The organism is Sphingosinicella sp. BN140058 (assembly GCF_004135585.1).
Classification (GTDB): Bacteria; Pseudomonadota; Alphaproteobacteria; order Sphingomonadales; family Sphingomonadaceae; genus Allosphingosinicella.
On the sequence record NZ_CP035501.1, the window covers coordinates 5,561,630 to 5,580,728 of the forward strand.

18 protein-coding genes are annotated in these 19,099 nt (G+C 66.0%); 10 read left to right on the forward strand and 8 right to left on the reverse strand.

Annotated elements, in window-relative coordinates:
- The first annotated feature begins 46 nt into the window (after positions 1 to 46).
- The 4 genes from zwf to ETR14_RS25250 are packed head-to-tail and all read left to right on the forward strand — an operon-like array spanning position 47 to position 5,316.
- Positions 47 to 1,444, forward strand: a complete 1,398-nt coding sequence (gene zwf / locus ETR14_RS25235) for a glucose-6-phosphate dehydrogenase (protein WP_371416844.1) — start codon at positions 47 to 49, stop codon at positions 1,442 to 1,444.
- Positions 1,445 to 1,503: 59 nt separating this feature from the next.
- A complete protein-coding gene (gene edd, locus ETR14_RS25240; RefSeq protein WP_129390636.1) occupies positions 1,504 to 3,342 on the forward strand; it encodes a phosphogluconate dehydratase in 1,839 nt (612 codons plus the stop codon).
- Positions 3,339 to 4,310 (forward strand): glucokinase, encoded by a 972-nt coding sequence (gene glk, locus ETR14_RS25245; RefSeq protein WP_129390639.1) that lies wholly within the window; start codon positions 3,339 to 3,341, stop codon positions 4,308 to 4,310. The genes edd and glk overlap by 4 nt, the downstream gene beginning before the upstream one ends.
- Before the next feature lie 40 nt (positions 4,311 to 4,350).
- Positions 4,351 to 5,316 carry a nitronate monooxygenase family protein gene (locus ETR14_RS25250; RefSeq protein ID WP_129390642.1) on the forward strand — a complete coding sequence of 322 codons (966 nt, stop codon included), beginning with the start codon at positions 4,351 to 4,353 and terminating at the stop codon, positions 5,314 to 5,316.
- 3 nt (positions 5,317 to 5,319) lie between these two features.
- On the opposite strand, the gene ETR14_RS25255 is transcribed toward ETR14_RS25250, so the two are convergent.
- The 4 genes from ETR14_RS25255 to ETR14_RS25270 form a co-directional block, all read right to left on the reverse strand.
- A complete protein-coding gene (locus tag ETR14_RS25255) occupies positions 5,320 to 5,757 on the reverse strand; it encodes a thioesterase family protein (RefSeq protein ID WP_243455683.1) in 438 nt (145 codons plus the stop codon).
- A complete protein-coding gene (locus ETR14_RS25260; RefSeq protein ID WP_129390648.1) occupies positions 5,754 to 6,893 on the reverse strand; it encodes an iron-containing alcohol dehydrogenase in 1,140 nt (379 codons plus the stop codon). Before ETR14_RS25260 ends, ETR14_RS25255 begins: the two co-directional genes overlap by 4 nt.
- A 77-nt stretch (positions 6,894 to 6,970) precedes the next feature.
- The gene (locus ETR14_RS25265; RefSeq protein WP_129392405.1) at positions 6,971 to 7,432 is read right to left on the reverse strand and encodes a DUF1465 family protein; all 462 of its coding nucleotides are present in this window, start codon (positions 7,430 to 7,432) and stop codon (positions 6,971 to 6,973) included.
- 87 nt (positions 7,433 to 7,519) lie between these two features.
- The gene (locus tag ETR14_RS25270) at positions 7,520 to 7,726 is read right to left on the reverse strand and encodes a YdcH family protein (protein WP_129390651.1); all 207 of its coding nucleotides are present in this window, start codon (positions 7,724 to 7,726) and stop codon (positions 7,520 to 7,522) included.
- A 157-nt stretch (positions 7,727 to 7,883) separates the two neighbouring features.
- Here ETR14_RS25270 and ETR14_RS25275 point away from each other — a divergent pair, with 157 nt between their 5' ends.
- Positions 7,884 to 8,042, forward strand: coding sequence for a YdcH family protein (locus ETR14_RS25275; protein ID WP_129390654.1), 159 nt, complete (start codon positions 7,884 to 7,886; stop codon positions 8,040 to 8,042).
- A 250-nt stretch (positions 8,043 to 8,292) separates the two neighbouring features.
- Here ETR14_RS25275 and dksA read toward each other — a convergent pair whose 3' ends face one another.
- The 3 genes from dksA to ETR14_RS25290 form a co-directional block, all read right to left on the reverse strand.
- Positions 8,293 to 8,694 carry an RNA polymerase-binding protein DksA gene (gene dksA / locus ETR14_RS25280; protein ID WP_243455959.1) on the reverse strand — a complete coding sequence of 134 codons (402 nt, stop codon included), beginning with the start codon at positions 8,692 to 8,694 and terminating at the stop codon, positions 8,293 to 8,295.
- A 549-nt stretch (positions 8,695 to 9,243) separates the two neighbouring features.
- On the reverse strand, positions 9,244 to 10,164 hold the full coding sequence (locus ETR14_RS28970) for a hypothetical protein (protein ID WP_206185914.1): 921 nt from the start codon (positions 10,162 to 10,164) through the stop codon (positions 9,244 to 9,246).
- Between the two features lie 109 nt (positions 10,165 to 10,273).
- Complete coding sequence (locus ETR14_RS25290) at positions 10,274 to 10,717, reverse strand: host attachment family protein (protein WP_129390659.1); 444 nt, start codon at positions 10,715 to 10,717, stop codon at positions 10,274 to 10,276.
- A 107-nt stretch (positions 10,718 to 10,824) separates the two neighbouring features.
- Here ETR14_RS25290 and surE point away from each other — a divergent pair, with 107 nt between their 5' ends.
- Together surE and ETR14_RS25300 are read left to right on the forward strand one after the other, a co-directional pair.
- On the forward strand, positions 10,825 to 11,589 hold the full coding sequence (gene surE / locus ETR14_RS25295) for a 5'/3'-nucleotidase SurE (RefSeq protein WP_129390662.1): 765 nt from the start codon (positions 10,825 to 10,827) through the stop codon (positions 11,587 to 11,589).
- Complete coding sequence (locus tag ETR14_RS25300; RefSeq protein ID WP_129390665.1) at positions 11,586 to 12,629, forward strand: TrkA family potassium uptake protein; 1,044 nt, start codon at positions 11,586 to 11,588, stop codon at positions 12,627 to 12,629. The genes surE and ETR14_RS25300 overlap by 4 nt, the downstream gene beginning before the upstream one ends.
- 9 nt (positions 12,630 to 12,638) lie before the next feature.
- Here the strand turns inward: ETR14_RS25300 and ETR14_RS25305 are convergent, their stop codons facing one another.
- A complete protein-coding gene (locus tag ETR14_RS25305; RefSeq protein ID WP_129390667.1) occupies positions 12,639 to 14,297 on the reverse strand; it encodes a ShlB/FhaC/HecB family hemolysin secretion/activation protein in 1,659 nt (552 codons plus the stop codon).
- Between the two features lie 314 nt (positions 14,298 to 14,611).
- Between ETR14_RS25305 and rimO the strand changes: the two genes are divergently transcribed.
- From rimO to ETR14_RS25320, 3 genes are all read left to right on the forward strand, one after another.
- Positions 14,612 to 15,943: a 30S ribosomal protein S12 methylthiotransferase RimO gene (gene rimO, locus ETR14_RS25310; protein ID WP_129390670.1), complete on the forward strand. Its 1,332-nt coding sequence runs from the start codon at positions 14,612 to 14,614 to the stop codon at positions 15,941 to 15,943.
- 33 nt (positions 15,944 to 15,976) lie between these two features.
- Positions 15,977 to 17,380 (forward strand): NAD-dependent succinate-semialdehyde dehydrogenase, encoded by a 1,404-nt coding sequence (locus tag ETR14_RS25315; RefSeq protein WP_129390672.1) that lies wholly within the window; start codon positions 15,977 to 15,979, stop codon positions 17,378 to 17,380.
- Positions 17,381 to 17,580: 200 nt separating this feature from the next.
- A complete protein-coding gene (locus ETR14_RS25320) occupies positions 17,581 to 18,978 on the forward strand; it encodes a M17 family metallopeptidase (protein WP_129390675.1) in 1,398 nt (465 codons plus the stop codon).
- The last annotated feature ends 121 nt before the right edge of the window (positions 18,979 to 19,099 follow it).

Below are 19,099 nucleotides of genomic sequence, written 5' to 3' on the forward strand. Positions count from 1 at the left end.
GAATAACCTGCTGCTGTTCGGTGCGACCGGCGACCTTGCCCAGCGCATGCTGCTCCCGTCTCTGTTCGGGCTCGATGGCGACGGTCTGCTGCCCAAGGAACTGCGGATCATCGGCACCGCCCGGAGCGATCTCGACAAGGCGGCCTTCCGTTCGGCTGCAGCGCAGTCGCTCGAGCGCTATATCGACGCCGAACGCCGCACCCCCGAACTCGTCGAGCAGTTCCTGTCGCGGCTCGATTACGTTCAGGTGGACGTGTCCAAGCCTGCACAATTCTCCCGCCTTGCGGACGCGCTCGGCGCGGTGGACGGCGGCCTGGCGATCTTCCTGTCGACGGCACCGTCGCTGTTCCGGCCGACCATCGAGGGTCTGGCATTGGCCGGGCTCACCGGTGAGACGGTCCGGATGGCACTGGAAAAGCCGCTCGGCACCGATCTCGCCTCCAGCCGCGAAATCAACGACGCGGTCGCCGCCGCCTTTCCGGAAGACCGCACCTTCCGCATCGACCATTATCTCGGCAAGGAGACGGTGCAGAATCTGCTGGCCCTCCGTTTCGGCAATTCCCTGTTCGAGCCGCTGTGGAACTCGGCCGGGATCGAGCATGTCCAGATCACCGTTTCCGAGACCGTCGGCCTGGAGGGGCGTGCCGGCTATTACGAGACGTCGGGTGCGTTGCGCGACATGGTGCAGAACCACATGCTGCAATTGCTCGCGCTCGTCGCGATGGAGCCGCCGCACGCCTTCCAGGCCGGAGCCGTGCGCGACGAAAAGGTGAAGGTGCTGCGCTCGCTGCGCCCGATCACGCGCGAAACGGTGCTCGCCGAAACGGTGACCGGTCAGTACAGGGAAGGCGCCGTCGGCGGCGCCCCGGTACCGGGCTATAGCGACGAGCTCGGCAGCCCTTCGGGCACCGAAACGTTCGTCGCGGTCAAGGCGCATGTCGACAATTGGCGCTGGAAGGGGGTGCCCTTCTATCTGCGCACCGGCAAGCGCCTGCCCACGCGCCGCTCCGAAATCTTCATCCAGTTCAAGGGCGTGCCGCATTCGATCTTCGGTGCGCGGGGCGCGACGTTGCGGCCGAACAAGCTGCTGATCAGCCTGCAGCCGGAAGAGAATATCCGGTTGCTGTTGATGACCAAGCAGCCGGGGCTCGACCGGGAAGGTATCCGCCTGCGCGAGGTGCCGCTCGATCTCGGCATGGCAAACGCGTTCGCCGACACCCGCCGGCGTATCGCCTACGAACGGCTGATCCTGGATCTGCTCGAGGGCGATCCCACCCTGTTCGTCCGCCGCGACGAAGTGGAAGCGCAATGGGAGTGGATCGACGGCATCCGCGACGGCTGGGCCGCCAATGCCATGACACCGAAATCCTATGGCGCCGGAACCTGGGGTCCGTCCGCCGCCATCGCGCTGACCGAGCGCGACGGAGTGTCGTGGTATGAATAGCTTTTGTGCGGCGCCCTCGGGCTTCCTATTTCGGGCGCAAACCGCCATTGGACACGAGCATGACTGTTAACGCTACCATCTCCGCGGTCACGGATCGCATCATCGAGCGCTCACGCGAGTCTCGGCGCCGCTACCTCGATCTGATCGCGCAGGAGCAGGATCGGGGCGTGACCCGGCCGCAGCTCGCCTGCGGAAATTTCGCGCACGGCTTTGCCGCTGCGGATGCCGAGGACAAGGCGACGATCCGCGCGGGACGGGCCGCCAACATCGGCATCGTCACCGCCTATAACGACATGCTCTCGGCGCACGCGCCCTATGGCCGTTACCCCGACCAGATGAAGCTGTTCGCGCGCGAGATCGGCGCAACTGCCCAGGTCGCCGGCGGCGTGCCGGCGATGTGCGACGGCGTCACCCAGGGCCTCGCGGGCATGGAATTGTCCCTGTTCAGCCGCGACACGATCGCGCTGTCGACGGCGGTTGCGCTCAGCCACGGCATGTTCGAGGCCGCGGCCCTGCTCGGGATCTGCGACAAGATCGTCCCAGGCCTGTTGATCGGCGCGTTGCGCTTCGGCCACCTGCCGACGATCCTGATCCCCGGTGGACCGATGCCGACAGGCCTTCCCAACAAGGAAAAGCAGCGCATTCGGCAGCTTTATGCCGAGGGCAAGGTCGGCAAGGACGAACTGCTGCAATCCGAGTCCGCCAGCTATCACAGCGCCGGCACCTGCACCTTCTACGGCACCGCCAATTCCAATCAGATGATGATGGAGGTCATGGGCCTCCACATGCCGGGTGCGGCCTTCGTCAACCCGGGCACCAAGTTGCGCCAGGAACTGACGCGAGCGGCCGTTCACCGGCTCACGGAAATCGGCTGGAACGGCAACGATTATCGTCCGCTCGGCCGCTGCGTCGACGAAAAGGCGATCGTCAATGCCGCGGTCGGCCTGCTCGCCACCGGCGGATCGACCAATCACGCCATCCACCTGCCGGCGATTGCCCGTGCCGCCGGAATCGTCATCGATTGGGAGGATCTCGACCGGCTGTCTTCGGCCGTGCCGCTGATCGCACGTGTCTATCCCAATGGTTCGGGCGACGTGAACCACTTCCAGCAGGCCGGCGGCATCGGCTTCACCATCCGCACCCTGCTCGACAACGGCCTGCTCCACGGCGACATTCTGACGGTGGCCGGAGAGGGCGACATGCCGCTTGCCGACCACGCCAAGGAGCCGGATCTGGAGGAAGATCGCCTGGTCTGGCGGGCGCCGCCTGAGGCCTCGCGCGACGAGACCATGCTGCGTCCGGCGACCAACCCGTTCCAGCCCGACGGCGGAATGCGGCTCGTCCGCGGCAATCTCGGCCGCGCGACCTTCAAAACCAGCGCCGTCGATGCGTCGCGCTGGACGATCGAGGCCCCTGCCCGCGTCTTCTCCGACCAGGACGCGGTGCTCGCCGCGTTCAAGGCCGGCGAGCTCGAGCGCGACGTCGTCGTCGTGGTCCGCTTCCAAGGGCCGAAGGCGAACGGCATGCCCGAGCTTCACAAGCTGACTCCCGCACTGGGCGTCCTCCAGGACCGCGGCTTCCGCGTCGCCCTGGTCACGGATGGCCGCATGTCGGGCGCGTCCGGCAAGGTCCCAGCCGCAATCCACGTCTCACCCGAGGCGCTCGGCGGCGGCCCTCTCGCCCGCATTCGCGACGGCGACATCGTCCGCCTTTCGGCGGACACGGGAACGCTCGACGCGCTGGTCGATCCAGCCGAATGGGATGCCCGTGCGGAGGCAGCGGCCCCGCCCCCCGCCGTCGGCACCGGCCGCGAACTCTTCGCCATGTTCCGCAACGGCGCCGACGAAGCCGAACGCGGCGCTTCCGCCATGTTGTACGCGATGGAGACTGTCGCTTGACCGAGATCGTGGCCGTCGACATCGGCGGCACCCATGCCCGTTTTGCGATCGCCCGTGTGCAGGGCGGCCGTGTGACGCACCTCGACGAAGAGGTGACGCTCAAGACGGCGGAGCACGCAAGCTTTCAGACCGCCTGGGAAGAATTCGGACGCCGCCTTTCCCGCGCGCTGCCGCCGGCGGCGGCGATCGCCATCGCCGGCCCGATCCAGGGCGAGGTGCTGAAGCTCACCAACAATCCCTGGGTGATCCGGCCTTCGCTGATCCCGTCGAAGCTCGGGGCGGAGCGCTACAGCCTCGTCAACGATTTCGGCGCGATCGCCCACGCGGTCGCGCAGCTCGACGACGATCGTTTCACCCACCTCTGCGGTCCCGACGTACCGCTGCCCTCGAGCGGCGTGATCAGCATCGTCGGCCCGGGCACCGGCCTGGGTGTCGCACAGCTGCTCCGCCGCAACGGCCATTACCACGTGATCGAGACCGAAGGCGGGCATATCGATTACGCACCGCTCGACACGCTGGAGGACCAGATCCTCGCCCATCTGCGCAAGCATTTCCGCCGCGTCTCGGTCGAGCGGATCGTGTCGGGCCAGGGCGTACCCAACATCTACGAAGCGCTTGCAACGATCGAGAATCGCCCGATTCAGATCCGCGACGACAAGGAATTGTGGACCGCTGCCATGGAGGGCAAGGACAGCTTGGCAGGCGCCGCCTTCGACCGGTTCTGCCTCAGTCTCGGTGCCGTCGCGGGGGACATCGCGCTCGCTCAGGGTGCGGCCGGAGTCGTCATTGCCGGCGGGCTCGGCCAGCGGCTGCTCAAGCACCTGCCCCGCTCCGGCTTCCGCGACCGCTTCATCGCCAAGGGGCGCTTCGAGCGGCGGATGGACGAGATGCCGGTGAAGCTGATCACCCATCCGCAACCGGGCCTGTTCGGCGCCGCCGCAGCCTTTGCCGCCGAACATGGCGAGTGAGGATTTTACAAGCGGCCGACTCGCTCCCTAAGAAGGCGGCATGAGCCTTCCTCCGATCTTTTCGAAGCTGCGCCTGCCCGTCATCGGCGCGCCCCTGTTCATCGTGTCCACGCCGGATCTGGTGATCGCCCAGTGCAAGGCCGGGATCGTCGGCTCCTTTCCGGCGCTGAACGCGCGCCCTCAAGCGACGCTGGACGAGTGGCTGCACCGGATCACCGAGGAGCTGGCGGCCTGGGACCGAGACAATCCCGATCGTCCGTCCGCGCCGTTCGCAGTCAATCAGATCGTCCATCGCTCCAACGATCGGCTGGAGCAGGACATGGCGACCTGCGCCAAATGGCGGGTGCCGATCGTGATAACCTCCCTCGGCGCAATTCCGGAGCTCAACCAGGCCGTGCACGGCTGGGGCGGAATCACCCTGCACGATGTGATCAACGATCGCTTCGCCCGCAAGGCGGTGGAGAAAGGCGCCGACGGGATCATCGCGGTCGCCGCCGGGGCCGGCGGGCATGCCGGCACCCTCTCGCCCTTCGCCCTCGTTCAGGAAATCCGCGCCTGGTTCGAGGGTCCGGTCGCGCTGTCGGGCGCGATCGCCAATGGCCGGTCGATCCTCGCGGCGCAGGCGATGGGCGCGGATCTCGCCTATATCGGCTCCCCCTTCATTGCCACCGAGGAGGCTAATGCCGGCGCCGACTACAAGGACGGAATCGTCGAGGGACGCGCCAACGACATCGTCTACTCGAACTTCTTTACCGGCGTGCACGGCAATTATCTGAAGCGCTCGATCGAGGCGTCGGGTCTCGACCCCGCCAATCTGCCGGAGGGGGATCTCAAGACGATGAATTTCGGCGGCGAGAGCGCCAAGAAGGCCTGGCGCGATATCTGGGGATCCGGCCAGGGCATCGGCGCGATCGACAGGGTTCAGCCCGCCGGCGCCTTCATTGGCGAACTGATCGGCGAATATGATGCCGCCAGGGCCGAGCTCCGCAGCAAGGCCGCGCTCTGATCGTCAGGGCGCGGAAATCGCCTCGAACGCGGAGCGCCAGCTATCCGGAATGGCGACGGGCCGCCGGTCGCCGCGCCCGACATAGACGTGGATGAAGAAGCCTTCCGCGGCCGCCTCGCTCTCGTCCTTGCCGAACACGCCCAGTCGGTAGCGCACGCTGGAGCGGCCGACCTGCTCCACGGCCAGCCCGATCTCGACCGGTTCGGGGTAGGACAGAGAACGGGCATAACGGCAGCCGGTCTCGACGACGAGGCCGATCGGATCCCCGCTTGCGACGTCGAGCAGACCGCGTTCGATCAGCCAACTGTTCACCGCCGTGTCGAACCACTGATAATAGACCGTGTTGTTGACGTGGCCGTAGCCGTCATTGTCGGCCCAGCGGGTACCGATCTCGCGCCACACGCGATAGGCGTCCCTGCCTTTCAGCGCGGCGCGACTCACAGAGCCGCCTCGTACAGGCGCCGGGCGTCGGCTTCGCTGATCGGACATGGGTTGTTCACCAGCAGCCGTTCCTGCTTCATCGCTTCGCGGGCGAGAAGATCGAGGTCGGCCGCGGCGACGCCGACCTCGGACAGGCGCAGCGGTACTCCCGCCTTGAGGCAGATCGATGCCATGCGCTGGACGAAGGCTTGCGCCTGGGCCTGGGTGCCGAACTCCGCCAATTGCGGGTCGAGGATCCTGCCGAGCTCGGCATAAAGCGGCATCGCGGCATGAAGATTGTGCCCGAGCACATGGCCCAGCATCAGCGCATTGGAAACGCCGTGGGGCACGTGAAAATGCCCGCCGAGCGGATAGGCGAGCGCATGGACGCCGCCGACCGGAGCATTGGCGAAGGCGACACCGGCAAGGTGCGCGCCGAGCAGCATCGCACCGCGGGCCTCGAGATCGCCGGGATGGTCGCAGGCACGGTCGATGTTGGCGACGAGCAGACGCAGTGCCTCTCCTGCCATCAGGTCCGACATCGGGTTCTTGAGCCGATTCGAGGTATAGGCCTCGATCGCATGCACCATTGCGTCGATGCCGGTTGCGGCCGTGACCTGGCGCGGCAGGCCGGTGGTGAGTTCGGCATCGAGGATCGCCCAGTCGGCGACCAGCGCAGCGCTCGAAATGCCCTTCTTCTCGGCGCCGCCCACAGTGATGATGCTGACCGGAGTGGCCTCGGATCCGGTGCCCGCAGTCGTCGGCACCAGGGCGAGCGGCAGCCGCTTGCCGTTCGCCTTGCCGACGCCCCAGAGCGAGTCGAGCGGGTCGCCGCTGCCGATCAGATAGGCTGCGAGCTTGGCAACGTCCATCGGGCTGCCGCCGCCGAAACCGACGACCGAAGTACAGTCTGCACCGAACGCCACAGCCGCCATCAGAGTGTCGAGCGAAGGATCCGCCTCGACCGAATCGAAGATCCGCGGCGTGATACCGGCGCCGGCGAGCGCATCCAGTGCCGCGTCTGGCAAACCCAGGCCACGTAGCTGGGCATCGGTGACGAACAGGCACGGCCCGGGCGGCAGCAATCCGGGCAATCCGGTCGCGGCTCCCGCCCCGGAGACCAGGCGCGGACCGTAGAAGAATTGGAAAGCGTCCATTCCCCCTCCTTAGCGGAGGCGGGGTTCGGGTGAAATGGCGACGCGTCGCCACATCATGGCGGCGTCGGACGCCGCTTCTAGAACGAACGCTCCAGCCTGCTCAGCAGGCTGCGCGCCGGGCTCGCCTGAGGATCGCCGCCCGGCTCGATCTCGTCGAGGCGCTGAACGCGTGCGTACAGGTCCCGGCTGGCGTCGATCAGCGCGCGGGCACTGTCGGGCAGCTTGGCGAGAACCGCTTCGTCGCTTTCGGGGGCTTCGCCGAGGCGGCGCGCGGGACGCCGGGCCTGAAGTGCGCTCAGTTCACCGGCCTCGACCGCGCGCTGGGTGAGCAGCCACGCGATGATGTGCATCAGCCGCGTCGTAACCTTAAGCGACTCGCAGGAAAAGCCGACCCGCAGGATCGGATCCAGCGCATCCCGCTCGTTGCGGCCGACGCGATCGAAATAAGAGCGTGCCTCGTCGGCGAGCACCATCGCTTCGGTATAAAGCGATCCAATCAGCTTCGGCGTGAGCTGTATCCGTCCGTCGTCCTGCACCATCGTCCTCACGCTGCCACAGCCTGCGCGCCACGGGAACGCATAAAGAAGGTAAATGCTGCGCCGCCGCGCGTTTTCGGCGGCGAGTGATCAGGCGATGATGTCCGGAATGAGCATGTCCTCCAGCACCGAAATCTCGTCCTTGAGGCGCAGCTTGCGCTTTTTGAGGCGGGCAAGCTGCAGCTGATCCGGTGCCGTCATCGCCCGCAACGCCTCGATCGCTGCGTCGAGATCCCTGTGCTCCGTCCTCAGGCGCACCAATTGCGATGCGACGCCGATCTCCCCGCCTTCCACCATCGTCTCCGAAACGCCTCCTCACGCAATCCTAACGCAACGCGGCTCTTGATAATCGATCAACGGACTGTCGTATATATGACCACGGCGGTCCCATCGCAGGAGACAAGACCGTCGGTCGAGTGTTTTATCGGTCGTCCACTCAGCAACGGAGATGAGGATGCAACAGGCGCATATCTCGGCACTGGAAACGAAACATGCTGATATCGAGGCCCGGATCACGGCAGAGTCGCAACGACCCCGTCCCGATGAGGCGGCTCTCGCGCGCCTGAAAAAGGAGAAGCTGCGCGTCAAGGAGGCGATCGCCGGCCTTCACTGAATAACGTCGCGGAGCCGGCTCGACCGGCTCCGCCTGATCTGTCCTTGAAACACGGACGACGGCCACGATCGGCCGGACCCGGCGATCCGCCAGGCGCACCTGGTTCCGTGCGAGATAATGGGTTTATGAGCCGCGGATCTGACGGGCGCTTCGGCCCTGCCCCACAGCGTCGGCGCGGCGCAACCTAGAGCTGGAAACGAGGTCGGCCCGCCAAAAAGAAAGGCCGGAGCATTGCCCCGGCCCGATCAGGTCAGTCTTCGCGCGAGATTCGTTCCTGACGCTCATGGCGTTCTTGCGCCTCGACCGTCATCGTCGCGATCGGCCTCGCCTCGAGACGAGCGATCGCGATCGGCTCGCCGGTGACTTCGCAATAGCCATATTCGCCGGTTTCGATCCGCCGCAATGCCGAGTCGATCTTGGAGATCAGCTTGCGTTGCCTGTCGCGGGTCCGAAGCTCGATGCCCCAGTCGGTCTCGCTGGAAGCGCGATCGGTGAGATCGGCCTCCCGCATCGGGCCGCTCTTGAGCTGTTCCATGGTGCCTTCGGATTCGCGGAGGATCTCGTCCTTCCACGTCAGCAGCTTCTGCCTGAAATAGGCGAGCTGTTCATTGTTCATGAAGTCTTCGTTCGCGGTCGGCCTGTAGCCTTCCATCCCCGCGATACCGATATAGCCTTGGTCGTAAACCCCACTTAACGCCGTCGCCATAACCCCTCCGATCCACGCCTTCGCCACTCGCGAATACGCAATTCCGTGGGTTCCGCTCCCGAGTCGTCCGGGAGTTCCGGAACCTGTCCCCAGCGCGCCTATACTCGGCCGAGACGTGGAGTACAAGTCACTCTAAAAGGGTCAAAAAAGCGGGCGCACAGAAGCATTTGGCGTGACATATTTGCCGCAGCGGAGACGCGGGCCTGGCCGCACCCGCACGACCGAATCAGCCCGAATCACCGGCCTCTTGGCGCACGGGTTAACCCTGATTGGGTCATCACGCGTGGCGCGTTCCGTTCACTGCGGTCGACACTCTGTCCCCTATTGGTACGGAAGTCCTGCCGCAGAGCATTCGGAGGCCGTTCTGGGGCATCTTCATGGTTAACGCGCTTGCGCGGAAAGGATTCCTTTGCATCTGTCGTGAATAGCGAGAAGCGAAACCGGATGTTCGACAGTGACGATCCGGGGCGGCTTCGAAGCCTTGAACAGGGTACGTCATATGTCGGTTCGAATGGCCTTGGCTAAATTGTGCGCCTGCACCTGCGGTGGCGCGATCATCGGCGGCGGTGCCGTGCATGTTGCGGAAAACCCGCCCTCGCGGCCGGTGTTCGTCAAGAAGGCGAAAGCGAGCGTGCGGACTCCGAAGGTCAGCAAGGTTCGCCCGGCCGCCCGAGTTCGCGCCAAACGGGTGCGCAAGGTCGCTCGCACCGCCTGCGTCGTCAGGCAGCCGGCGCAGACCGTAACCACGCGCACGATGACATATCCCGGCATGGCGCCGATGCCGATCCCGCCGCTCCCGCCGAGCGAAGGCTTCGTCACCGGCGGCGGCAGCGCGCCGATCATCGTCGGCGGCAGCAGCGGCGGCTTCGGGGGCGGTTTCGGCGGCGGCTTCTTCAGCGGCGGCTTCTTCGGCGGCTCCAGCGGCAACGCCATCTTCACCGCCTCGACCAGCACCTCGACGTCGTCCGGCCAGATCTCGACATCGACGGGCAACGTCTCGACGTCGACCGGCAACGTTTCCACGTCGAGCGGCGTCTCGACGTCGACCTCCAGCGGCGTGTCGACGTCCAGCGGCAACGTCTCGACCTCGAGCGGCGTGTCGAGCACCTCCTCGACATCATCGGGCACGGTGTCGACGACCTCGTCGAGCGGCAACGTGTCGACGACCTCGTCGTCGAGCAGCTTCGGCGGAATCAGCACCACCAGCACGACGTCGGGATCGACCTCGACCAGCTCGTCGACGTCGAGCTCGACCTCGTCCTCCACGTCGTCATCAACATCCAGCTCGACCTCGACGTCCAGCGGCAGCACATCGACGTCGACCGGTGGCACCGACGTGCCGGCGCCGCCGATGGTCCTGTTGTTCGGAGCGGCGGCCGCGGCTCTGGTCGCCCGCCGCCGCTTCGGCCGGGACACGAAGACGGAAACAGAGACGGTCTAACGGGGGGCCGCGCCGGAGGCTTCCGGACGGCGAAAAGGCCGCGTCTCGCGACGCGGCCTTTTCATACGTCCGGTCTGCACCCGATCAGGCGGATTGCAGCGCCTTTTCGATGTCCGGAACCGTGTGTCCGGTAAGGTCCTTGGCCACCTCGCCGGCAAGCCGCTTCTCGACCTCCTTGTGATAGTGCTTGCGAAGTTCGCCGAGCGTGCGTGGAGGGGCGACGATGATCAGCGACTCGAAATCGTTGTTCAAGGCGCGCTTGCGCAGCAGCTCTGCCGTTTCCTGGGCGAAGCGGTCCTCGGCCAGCTGGTGGAAATCCACCTCCTCATAGGCGCTGCGCCCGGCGCCGCCCGACGCATCGAAGGTCCGCCCCGGACCATCGGTCTTCTGATCCCGGTCCGCGGCATCCTCCTGCTCGCGTTTCCGCTCGATCTCGAGCTTGGGATATTCGGAATCGCCCTCGTTTCGGAAGAACAGCATCTTCTTGCCGTCGGCGACGACCACGAAACTGTTGTGCGGAACCTGCATCGCATTCTCCTTCTTGCTCTTGGTCCGGTGAACGCGGGGACTGCAGGGATGGTTTCGGCAGATCGCCTGCCTTGCGTCTCTGACCGCCGCGCCGCATAGCCGCGGGCATGCGCATTCTCCTCACCAACGACGACGGCGTGAATGCAGGCGGATTGAAGGTTCTCGAGACGATCGCACGGCGTCTCTCCGACGACGTCTGGATCGTCGCGCCGACCGAGGAGCAATCCGGCGCCGGCCACTCCCTAACCCTTACCCGTCCCATTCGCCTGCGCAAGCTCGGCGAGCGTCGCTTCTGCGTCGCCGGAACGCCGACCGACAGCGTGATGATGGCTATCGCGCATGTGATGAAGGACAATCCGCCCGATCTTGTGCTTTCCGGTGTCAACCGCGGTGCCAATCTGGGCGAGGATTGCACCTATTCCGGCACCGTTTCGGCGGCGATGGAAGGCGCGCTTGCCGGCATTCCGGCGATCGCGCTGTCGCAATGCTATGCGCGAGAGGGCATGGGCGACACCGTCCCGTTCGCGGCCGCCGAGGCGTGGGCAGAGCGAGCCCTCGCCCCGCTGCTGGCCGAGCCTCTTGCGCCGCGCACGCTCGTCAACATCAACTTTCCTGCGCTCCCGCCCGGGGACGTGAAGGGCATCCGTCTCGTCCGACAGGGCCTTCGCGACTACGGCCGCCTGAACATCATCCAGCGCACCGATCCTCGCGGCTACGATTATTTCTGGTTCGGCCTCGGTCCGACGGTGGAGACTGCAGGCCATCGCACCGATCTCGAAGCGATTGCAGACGGTTACGTCTCGGTCACTCCGCTTCACCTCGATCTCACCCACGAGCCGTCGCTCGAGCGGCTGGCGCCCGCCTACCGATGACGGTGCGGCGGCCCGACGAGGTCACGCTTCGCCAGCGGAGTCGCCTGCCGGTCTGGGCGCAGCTCGGCTGGCGCGTGGCGCTGGTTCTCGGCCTGCTCGGCCTCACCCTTGCCGTACACTGGTTCGAGCGCCATGGCCTCAAGGACACGGCCGATGGCCATGTCAGCTTCGTCGACGTCATCTATTTCACGATGATCAGCATCACCACGACGGGCTACGGCGACATCGTTCCAGTCACCAACGAAGCACGGATGTTCGACGCTCTCGTCGTCACGCCGATCCGTCTGTTCTTCGTCCTCATCTTCATCGGCACGGCCTATACGTTCGTGCTTCGGCGCACCTGGGAAAGATGGCGCATGGAAAAGCTACGCAAGGATCTGTGCAACCACGTCATCGTCGCCGGCTTCGGCATAAGCGGCTCGGAAGCGGTGGACGAGCTCATCGCCCGCGGCACGCCGGCGACGGACATCGTCGTCATCGACTGCACCGCCGAGGCGCTCGAGCGGGCGGCCTCGCTCGGCTGCTTGACCGCCGAGGCCGACGCTACTCGCGACAAGGCGCTGCAGGCCGTGAACGTCGACCGCGCTCGGGCGGTGATCGTATCCGCCGGCCGCGACGACACCTCGATTCTGATCACCCTCACCGCGCGCCATCTCGCTCCGAACCTTCCGATCAGCGTCGTCGTGCGGAACGAGGACAATGAACTGCTCGCCCGGCAGGCGGGTGCGACGACGGTGATCAATCCGGTGAGTTTCGCCGGACTGCTGCTCGCCGGCTCGACCGATGGCGCCCACCTTGCGGACTATATCGCCGATCTCGCCTCGATGGGCGGCACGGTGCAATTGTCGGAACGGCTCATCGACGCCGAAGAAGCGGGCAAGCCGCTCTCGGCGCTCGGCCGCGGCCTTGGCCTTCGCCTCTATCGCGGCGGCAAGCCATACGGCTTCTGGGAGGCCGAGGCCGCAGCGCTCCAGCCGGGCGATCGGATCGTTGAGATCGTACCAACCGCCGGCACCGAGGCCCACGCAAAGCCGGCCTGACGAGGCGCGTCAGAAGGCCACGTCGACGGTGAAGGAGAGGCGCGGCGATCGCTCGCGCCCGGCGAAGCCGTCGGTGAGCGGCACGCCGAGTTCGAGGCTGCCGCGAAGGTCATGCTTGAGCCACAGGCGGACGCCGCCGCCGGCAGAGGCCAGGGACCCGCCGCCCTGACCAAGGCGGTAATTGTCGACCTTGCCGCCATCGGCATAAGCGTAGAGCTGCGCCCACTCGATCGGCGCGAACGGACGCTGCCAATCCCGCCGCAATTCGACCGAGCCGGCGACCCCGCGATCACCGCCGAATTCCCGATAGTCCCAGGCACGCCCGAACCGGCGCCCGCCAAGCCCCATCTCTTCGGACGAGAGCAACGGCCGGTCGGCGAATTGCCCCTCCGCCTGCGCGGCGATGCTGAAGCGCTTGCCCAGTCGCTGTTCGATATCGGTCCACAAGGCGAGCTTGGTGAAGCGTCCCCGCCCGTCGAAACGCGAGGCGAGCGGATCGGCGGCATTCGTTGCACCGAAAACATCCAGGCCTTGAACCAGAGCGACGCGGGCACGAACGCGGCCGTTGCCGAGGCGGTGGTACGCGTAGAGGCTGCCCGAAAGCAGCGCCAGGCGATCGTCGCGGATCAGCAGGTTGCGCAGGGTCTGCTCGGAATTGCGCAGCCGGCCGTTGATCGACAGCCAGGCACCGGCAGCACGGCTGCGGACCAGAGGATGGCGAAGCTCGGCCTCGATCTCGTTGCTGCGGCCGTCGAGATCGTAAGAGCGCAGGTAGCCGCCGGCCTGCGTCCAGGCAGCGTAGCCGCCCAGCGACAGCTCGGTGCCGCGCGTGCCCACGGGGACGGTATAGCGTCCCGCTACCAGCGCGAATTCGCGCGGCTGGAACGGGGTTGCCGCCACTTCGAGGTAGAGCCCGTCGTCGGCGGAGAGCAGCTTGCTTGCTTCGAGGCTGACCCGGGCCTGCACCGGGCCGGCGGTGGTGCTTCCCCAATTGTCCATCCCGGCACGGCCGATCGCGCGATCGCGAAAGGTCGGCACGACAAGAACGTTGCGGCCGTTGCGCCGCTCCAGTTTCGCCTTGCCGAGCCGCACGCCAGCAATGTCCTCGGCGAGGAGCAACTGACGCTCGATCGCGGCGGTGCGCACCGGCTTGCCGACGGCGAGCCGGGCCAGGCGTGGCTGTACCGCCGCGGCAGCCGCCCCGGTGACTTCGACGGCGTCGATCCGACCCTCGTCGATCCGAACCCGAAGCACGCCATTCTCGATCGCCTGTTCGGGGATCCACGCCGTCGCGAGGCCGTAGCCCGCCTCCCGCGCGACATTCGCGACGGCCCCGGCAAGAGCAGCCAGCGCCTCGGCGTCCAGAGTCTGGCCGACGTATCGCTCGACGACCGAGCCGAAGGCGGATTGAGGCAACGCTTCGGCACCGACGATCAGGATCGCGCCGGCAAGAACCGGGCGGTGCAGGGCGTTACCAAAGCGGGTCTCCCCGGTCGGTTGCAGCAGCGGCTGAGCCGGCGCGGCCGGCGGGAGGGCGGGCGGCCGCAACTGTTCCCGCACGACCGAGGGATCGGCACGATCGACCGGAGTCTGCTCCGCCCGGGCGGGGAAGGCGCAGAGCCAACAGCCGAGCACCGCCACGATCACGCCTTTTCTTACCACCTGCATCGGCTCTCCGCCCGTTCAAGGACGTCGCATCTACCTCCACTTCCTGAAAAAACCCTTTCGGCTCAGCTATTTTGCAGCGTTGATCGATCTGCCGGACCGATTGGCGAAAACATTCAAGCTCGAGCCGGTTCCTACAATGTTTCCATTTCCTTACAATAGTTTGCTTGCTATACCTAACGACAACACTGAAATTAGATTCCGCTGTGCACCGTCAGCCGGACCGTGGCACCCGCACCGCACGACGGCCCGGGAGCGGCGATGGCGTTGCCCGGCCTAGAAAAAGCCCGCTTTCACCCTTATCTGAGCGCGCATCCATGACACTCACACTTCCCTCCGCGCCGAAAGTCGGCATGGTCTCGCTCGGCTGCCCGAAGGCGCTGGTCGATTCCGAGCGTATCCTCACCAAGCTGCGCTCCGACGGGTACCAGCTCTCCTCCGATTATGAGGCGGCCGACGTCGTTCTGGTCAACACCTGCGGCTTTCTCGATTCCGCGAAGGAGGAAAGCCTCGCCGCGATCGGCGAAGCGATCGCCGAAAATGGCCGGGTGATCGTCACCGGCTGCATGGGCAATGAAGCGGAAGTGATCCGGAACAAGTTTCCGGAGGTGCTCGCGATCACCGGCCCGCACCAATATGAAAGCGTGGTCGGCGCCGTGCACGTCGCCGCGCCGATGCCGCCCTCGGCCTATCTGAACCTGGTCCCGGAGGGCGGGCTCAAGCTCACCCCGCGTCATTATTCCTATCTGAAGATCTCGGAAGGCTGCAACCATCGCTGCAGCTTCTGCATCATCCCCTCGATTCGCGGCGATCTGGTCAGCCGGCGGCCCGATGCGATCCTGCGCGAAGCCGAGAAGCTGGTGGCGGCGGGGACCCGCGAATTGCTGGTGATCAGCCAGGATACCTCAGCCTACGGAGTCGATCTCCGTCATGCCGCCTGGCCGTGGAAAGGCGGCGAGGTCCGCGCCCACATGACCGATCTCGCCCGCGCGCTCGGCACGTTGGGCGCTTGGGTGCGGCTCCATTACGTCTACCCCTACCCCCATGTCGATCAGGTCATTCCGCTGATGGCGGAGGGGCTGGTGACGCCGTATCTGGACATTCCGTTCCAGCATGCGGCACCATCGGTGCTGAAGGCGATGAAGCGCCCGGCCAACGAAGCCAAAGTGCTCGAGCGGATCCGCGGCTGGCGTGACATCTGTCCGGACATCGCGATCCGTTCCTCCTTCGTGGTCGGCTTTCCCGGCGAGACCGAGGCCGATTTCGAGTATCTGCTGCAGTGGCTCGAGGAAGCACAGCTCGACCGGGTCGGCGGCTTCCGCTTCGAGCCGGTGACCGGCGCAGCGGCCAATGCCCTGCCCGGCGTCGTTCCCGAAGAGGTCAAGGAAGAGCGCTACGCGCGGCTGATGGAGACCACCGCCCGGATCTCCGCCGCGAAGCTGCAGGCGAAGGTCGGCCGCGAGATCGACGTCATCATCGATCTTGCCGACGGTGAAGGCGGCGCCTCGGGCCGCTCCAAGGCCGACGCGCCCGAAATCGACGGCGAAGTGCATCTGCGCGATGCGCCCGATGCGAAACCAGGCGACATCCTGCGCGTCCTCGTCGAAGATGCGGACGAACACGACCTGTTCGGCGTTCCGGTCGGCTAACCGGGGCGTCGACGGTCCGAACAAGGAGAGACCATGTTCAGGAGCGTCAACCCGGCGACCGGCGAAGAGATCGCCACCTATCCCGAGCTCGAGGACGACGCACTGGAGGCCAAGCTCGCTTCGGCTGCGTCTGCCTATCGGCATTGGCGCACCACCAGCCTTGCCGAACGCACTGCCCTGCTCTCCCGAATCGCCGATCGCTTCGAAGCCAATCGCGAGCGGCTCGCCCGTGTCGCCACGCTGGAAATGGGCAAGACCTTCTCGAGCGCGCTGGCGGAAGTGGACAAATGCACCGCTGCCTTCAGACTCTATGCGAAGGATGGCCCGGAAATGCTGGCGCCACAGCAACAAAAGCTGGGCAACGGTGGCACCGCCGAGCTCCATTGGCTGCCGATCGGTCCGGTGCTTGCGATCATGCCCTGGAACTTCCCCTTCTGGCAGGCGGTGCGTTTCATCGCGCCGGCGATCATGGCCGGCAATGTCGGCCTGCTCAAGCATGCCAGCATCGTTCAGGGCGTCGCCGGGCTGCTGGAGGAGATGGTGATGGAGGCCGGCGCGCCTCAAGGCCTGTTTCAGAATCTTGCGGTAAAGTCCTCTAAGATCTCAGAGATTATTGCAGACGATCGCATTGCAGCCGTCACCTTGACCGGCAGCGAGGGAGCCGGGGCGTCCGTTGCCCAGGCGGCCGGAAAAGCCTTGAAGAAGGTCGTGCTCGAGCTTGGCGGCTCCGATCCGTTCATCGTCATGCCGTCCGCCGATCTCGACGCGGCCGCCGCCCAGGCAGTGAAGGCACGAATCCAGAATACGGGCCAATCCTGCATCTGCGCCAAGCGGATGATCGTGCATCGTGACATCTACGATTCCTTCATGGCGCGGTTCAGCGCCGGAATGCAGAAGGTCAAAGCCGGCGATCCGTTCGACGAAAGCACCGACATGGGACCGCTCTCCAGCGCCGAGCAGCGCGACACCATCCTCCAGCAACTCGCCGAAGCGAAATCCGTTGGCGCCACCCTTCTCTTCGGTGGCGAGACGCTGGAGGGGCCGGGCGCCTATCTTTCCGCGGGCATCCTCACCGAGGTGCCGCTCCACAGCCCGTTGATGCACGAAGAGATTTTCGGGCCGATCGCGATGGTGTTCCGTGCCGACGACATCGACGACGCGATCCGCATCGCCAACGACATTCCGTTCGGACTCGGCTCCTCCGTGTGGACCAATGACGCGGCGGAGCAACGACGGTTCGTCCGCGACATCGAGGCCGGAATGACCGCGATCAATCAGATGCTCGCCTCGGCCCCGGAGGCGCCGTTCGGCGGGATCAAGCGCTCGGGCTACGGCCGCGAACTCGGCCCGTTCGGTATGCACGAGTTCATGAACCTGAAGAGCATTCTCCACGTCGCCGGTGCGCCGCTCGGTGCGCGCACCGATGCGCTGGATTGAAAAGAATGCCAAATCAGTGGGGTGCCGTCTGTTTCCGCATCACGACATCAGGTCAATACGGGCGAACCCACCAGTCGCGCAGCCTGCTGCAGAGTCTGATCGGACACCTCTAACCACTTAAATTGACTTCTTTTCATTTGAGGCGAGGCGGCGTTCGCGGGTGGCGTTCTCCAGCAGCGTCTAGAACATAAGGCATCATGATGACCGACTACCAAGCCCTGCTCCTTGCCGACAAAGGCGAGCCCGCCACCCGCCTCCACCTCATCGACCCTGCCGGGTTCGACGATTGGCTCAGGAGCCAGCCGGAACGAGTCCGCCAGGCCGTACAGGTGCAGGGCTTCCGCGGCGAGCCGAACCAGATCGCCTTTCCCGGCACGGATAGCGGGGGCGAGGCGACGGTCATTCTCGGCGTGGGCAACAGCGCGGAGCTTGGCCCCTGGTGCCTCGCCAAGGCCGCCGAGATGCTGCCGGAGGGACGTTATCGGCTGGACCGCGGAGACGCTGGAGTTGCGACGCTCGGCTGGCTCCTCGCCCAGTACAGCTTCGAGCGCTACAAGGCGCCGAAGAACGCCAAGGGGCCGCGTATCCTGCTCAGCAGCGAGCCGGCGCGGATAGAGGCCTCGGTGCAGCTTGCGGAAGCCACCGCCCTCGTCCGGGACCTCGTCAACACGCCCGCGGGCGATCTCGGCCCCGCCGAGTTGGAGAGCGCGGCGCGCGATCTCGCCGCCGACTGCGGTGCGGAACTGAACGTCACAGCCGGCCGAGCACTTGCCGACGGCTATCCGATGATCGCCGGCGTCGGCCAGGGCGCGACCCCCGACCGAAGCCCCCGCCTGATCGAGGTCCTGTGGGGCAACCCCGCCCACCCGCGGATCGCGCTGGTCGGCAAGGGCGTCTGCTTCGACACCGGCGGCCTCGACATCAAGCCGTCGAGCGGCATGCGCCTGATGAAGAAGGACATGGGCGGCGCCGCGCACGTGCTCGGACTCGGCAGGCTGATTATGAAGCGACGGCTGCCGGTGCGGCTGCACATCCTGATCCCTGCCGTGGAAAACTCCGTGTCCGGCGCCGCCTTCCGTCCCGGCGACATCCTCGGCAGCCGCAAGGGACTGACGGTGGAGATCGGCAATACGGACGCGGAAGGCCGGCTGATCCTCGGCGACGCGCTGACCAAGGCGGGCGAAGGCGATCCCGAGCTGATTTTGGACTTCGCGACCCTGACCGGCGCCGCGCGTGTCGCCCTCGGACCCGACCTGCCGGCCTTGTTTGCAAGCGACGATGCCCTTGCCGAAGGCCTCCTCGCCTGCGGCCATGACGTACGCGATCCGCTGTGGCGGATGCCCCTGTGGGACGGCTATGACGAGATGCTGTCCTCCGACATCGCCGATCTCGGCAACGTCTCGGACGCGCCGATGGCGGGCGCGGTCACCGCGGCCTTGTTCCTTCGGCGCTTCGTCCCGGCCGGGGTGCCCTGGGCGCATTTCGACACCTTCGCCTGGCGTTCGTCGAGCAGGCCCGGCCGCCCCAAAGGCGGGGACGCGCTGGGGATGCGCGCGGCCTGGGCGCTGCTTTCGCGCCGATACCCCGTTCAAGACTAAGTCGGTATCCGTACAAGACTGGAACCGGCTTTTTTGCGCCGAATTCTCAATGATGTACGAAACGAAAAGCGATCTGACTGGTTGTACGTCCGAAACAGACGCGTCTCGGAATCGGAGAACA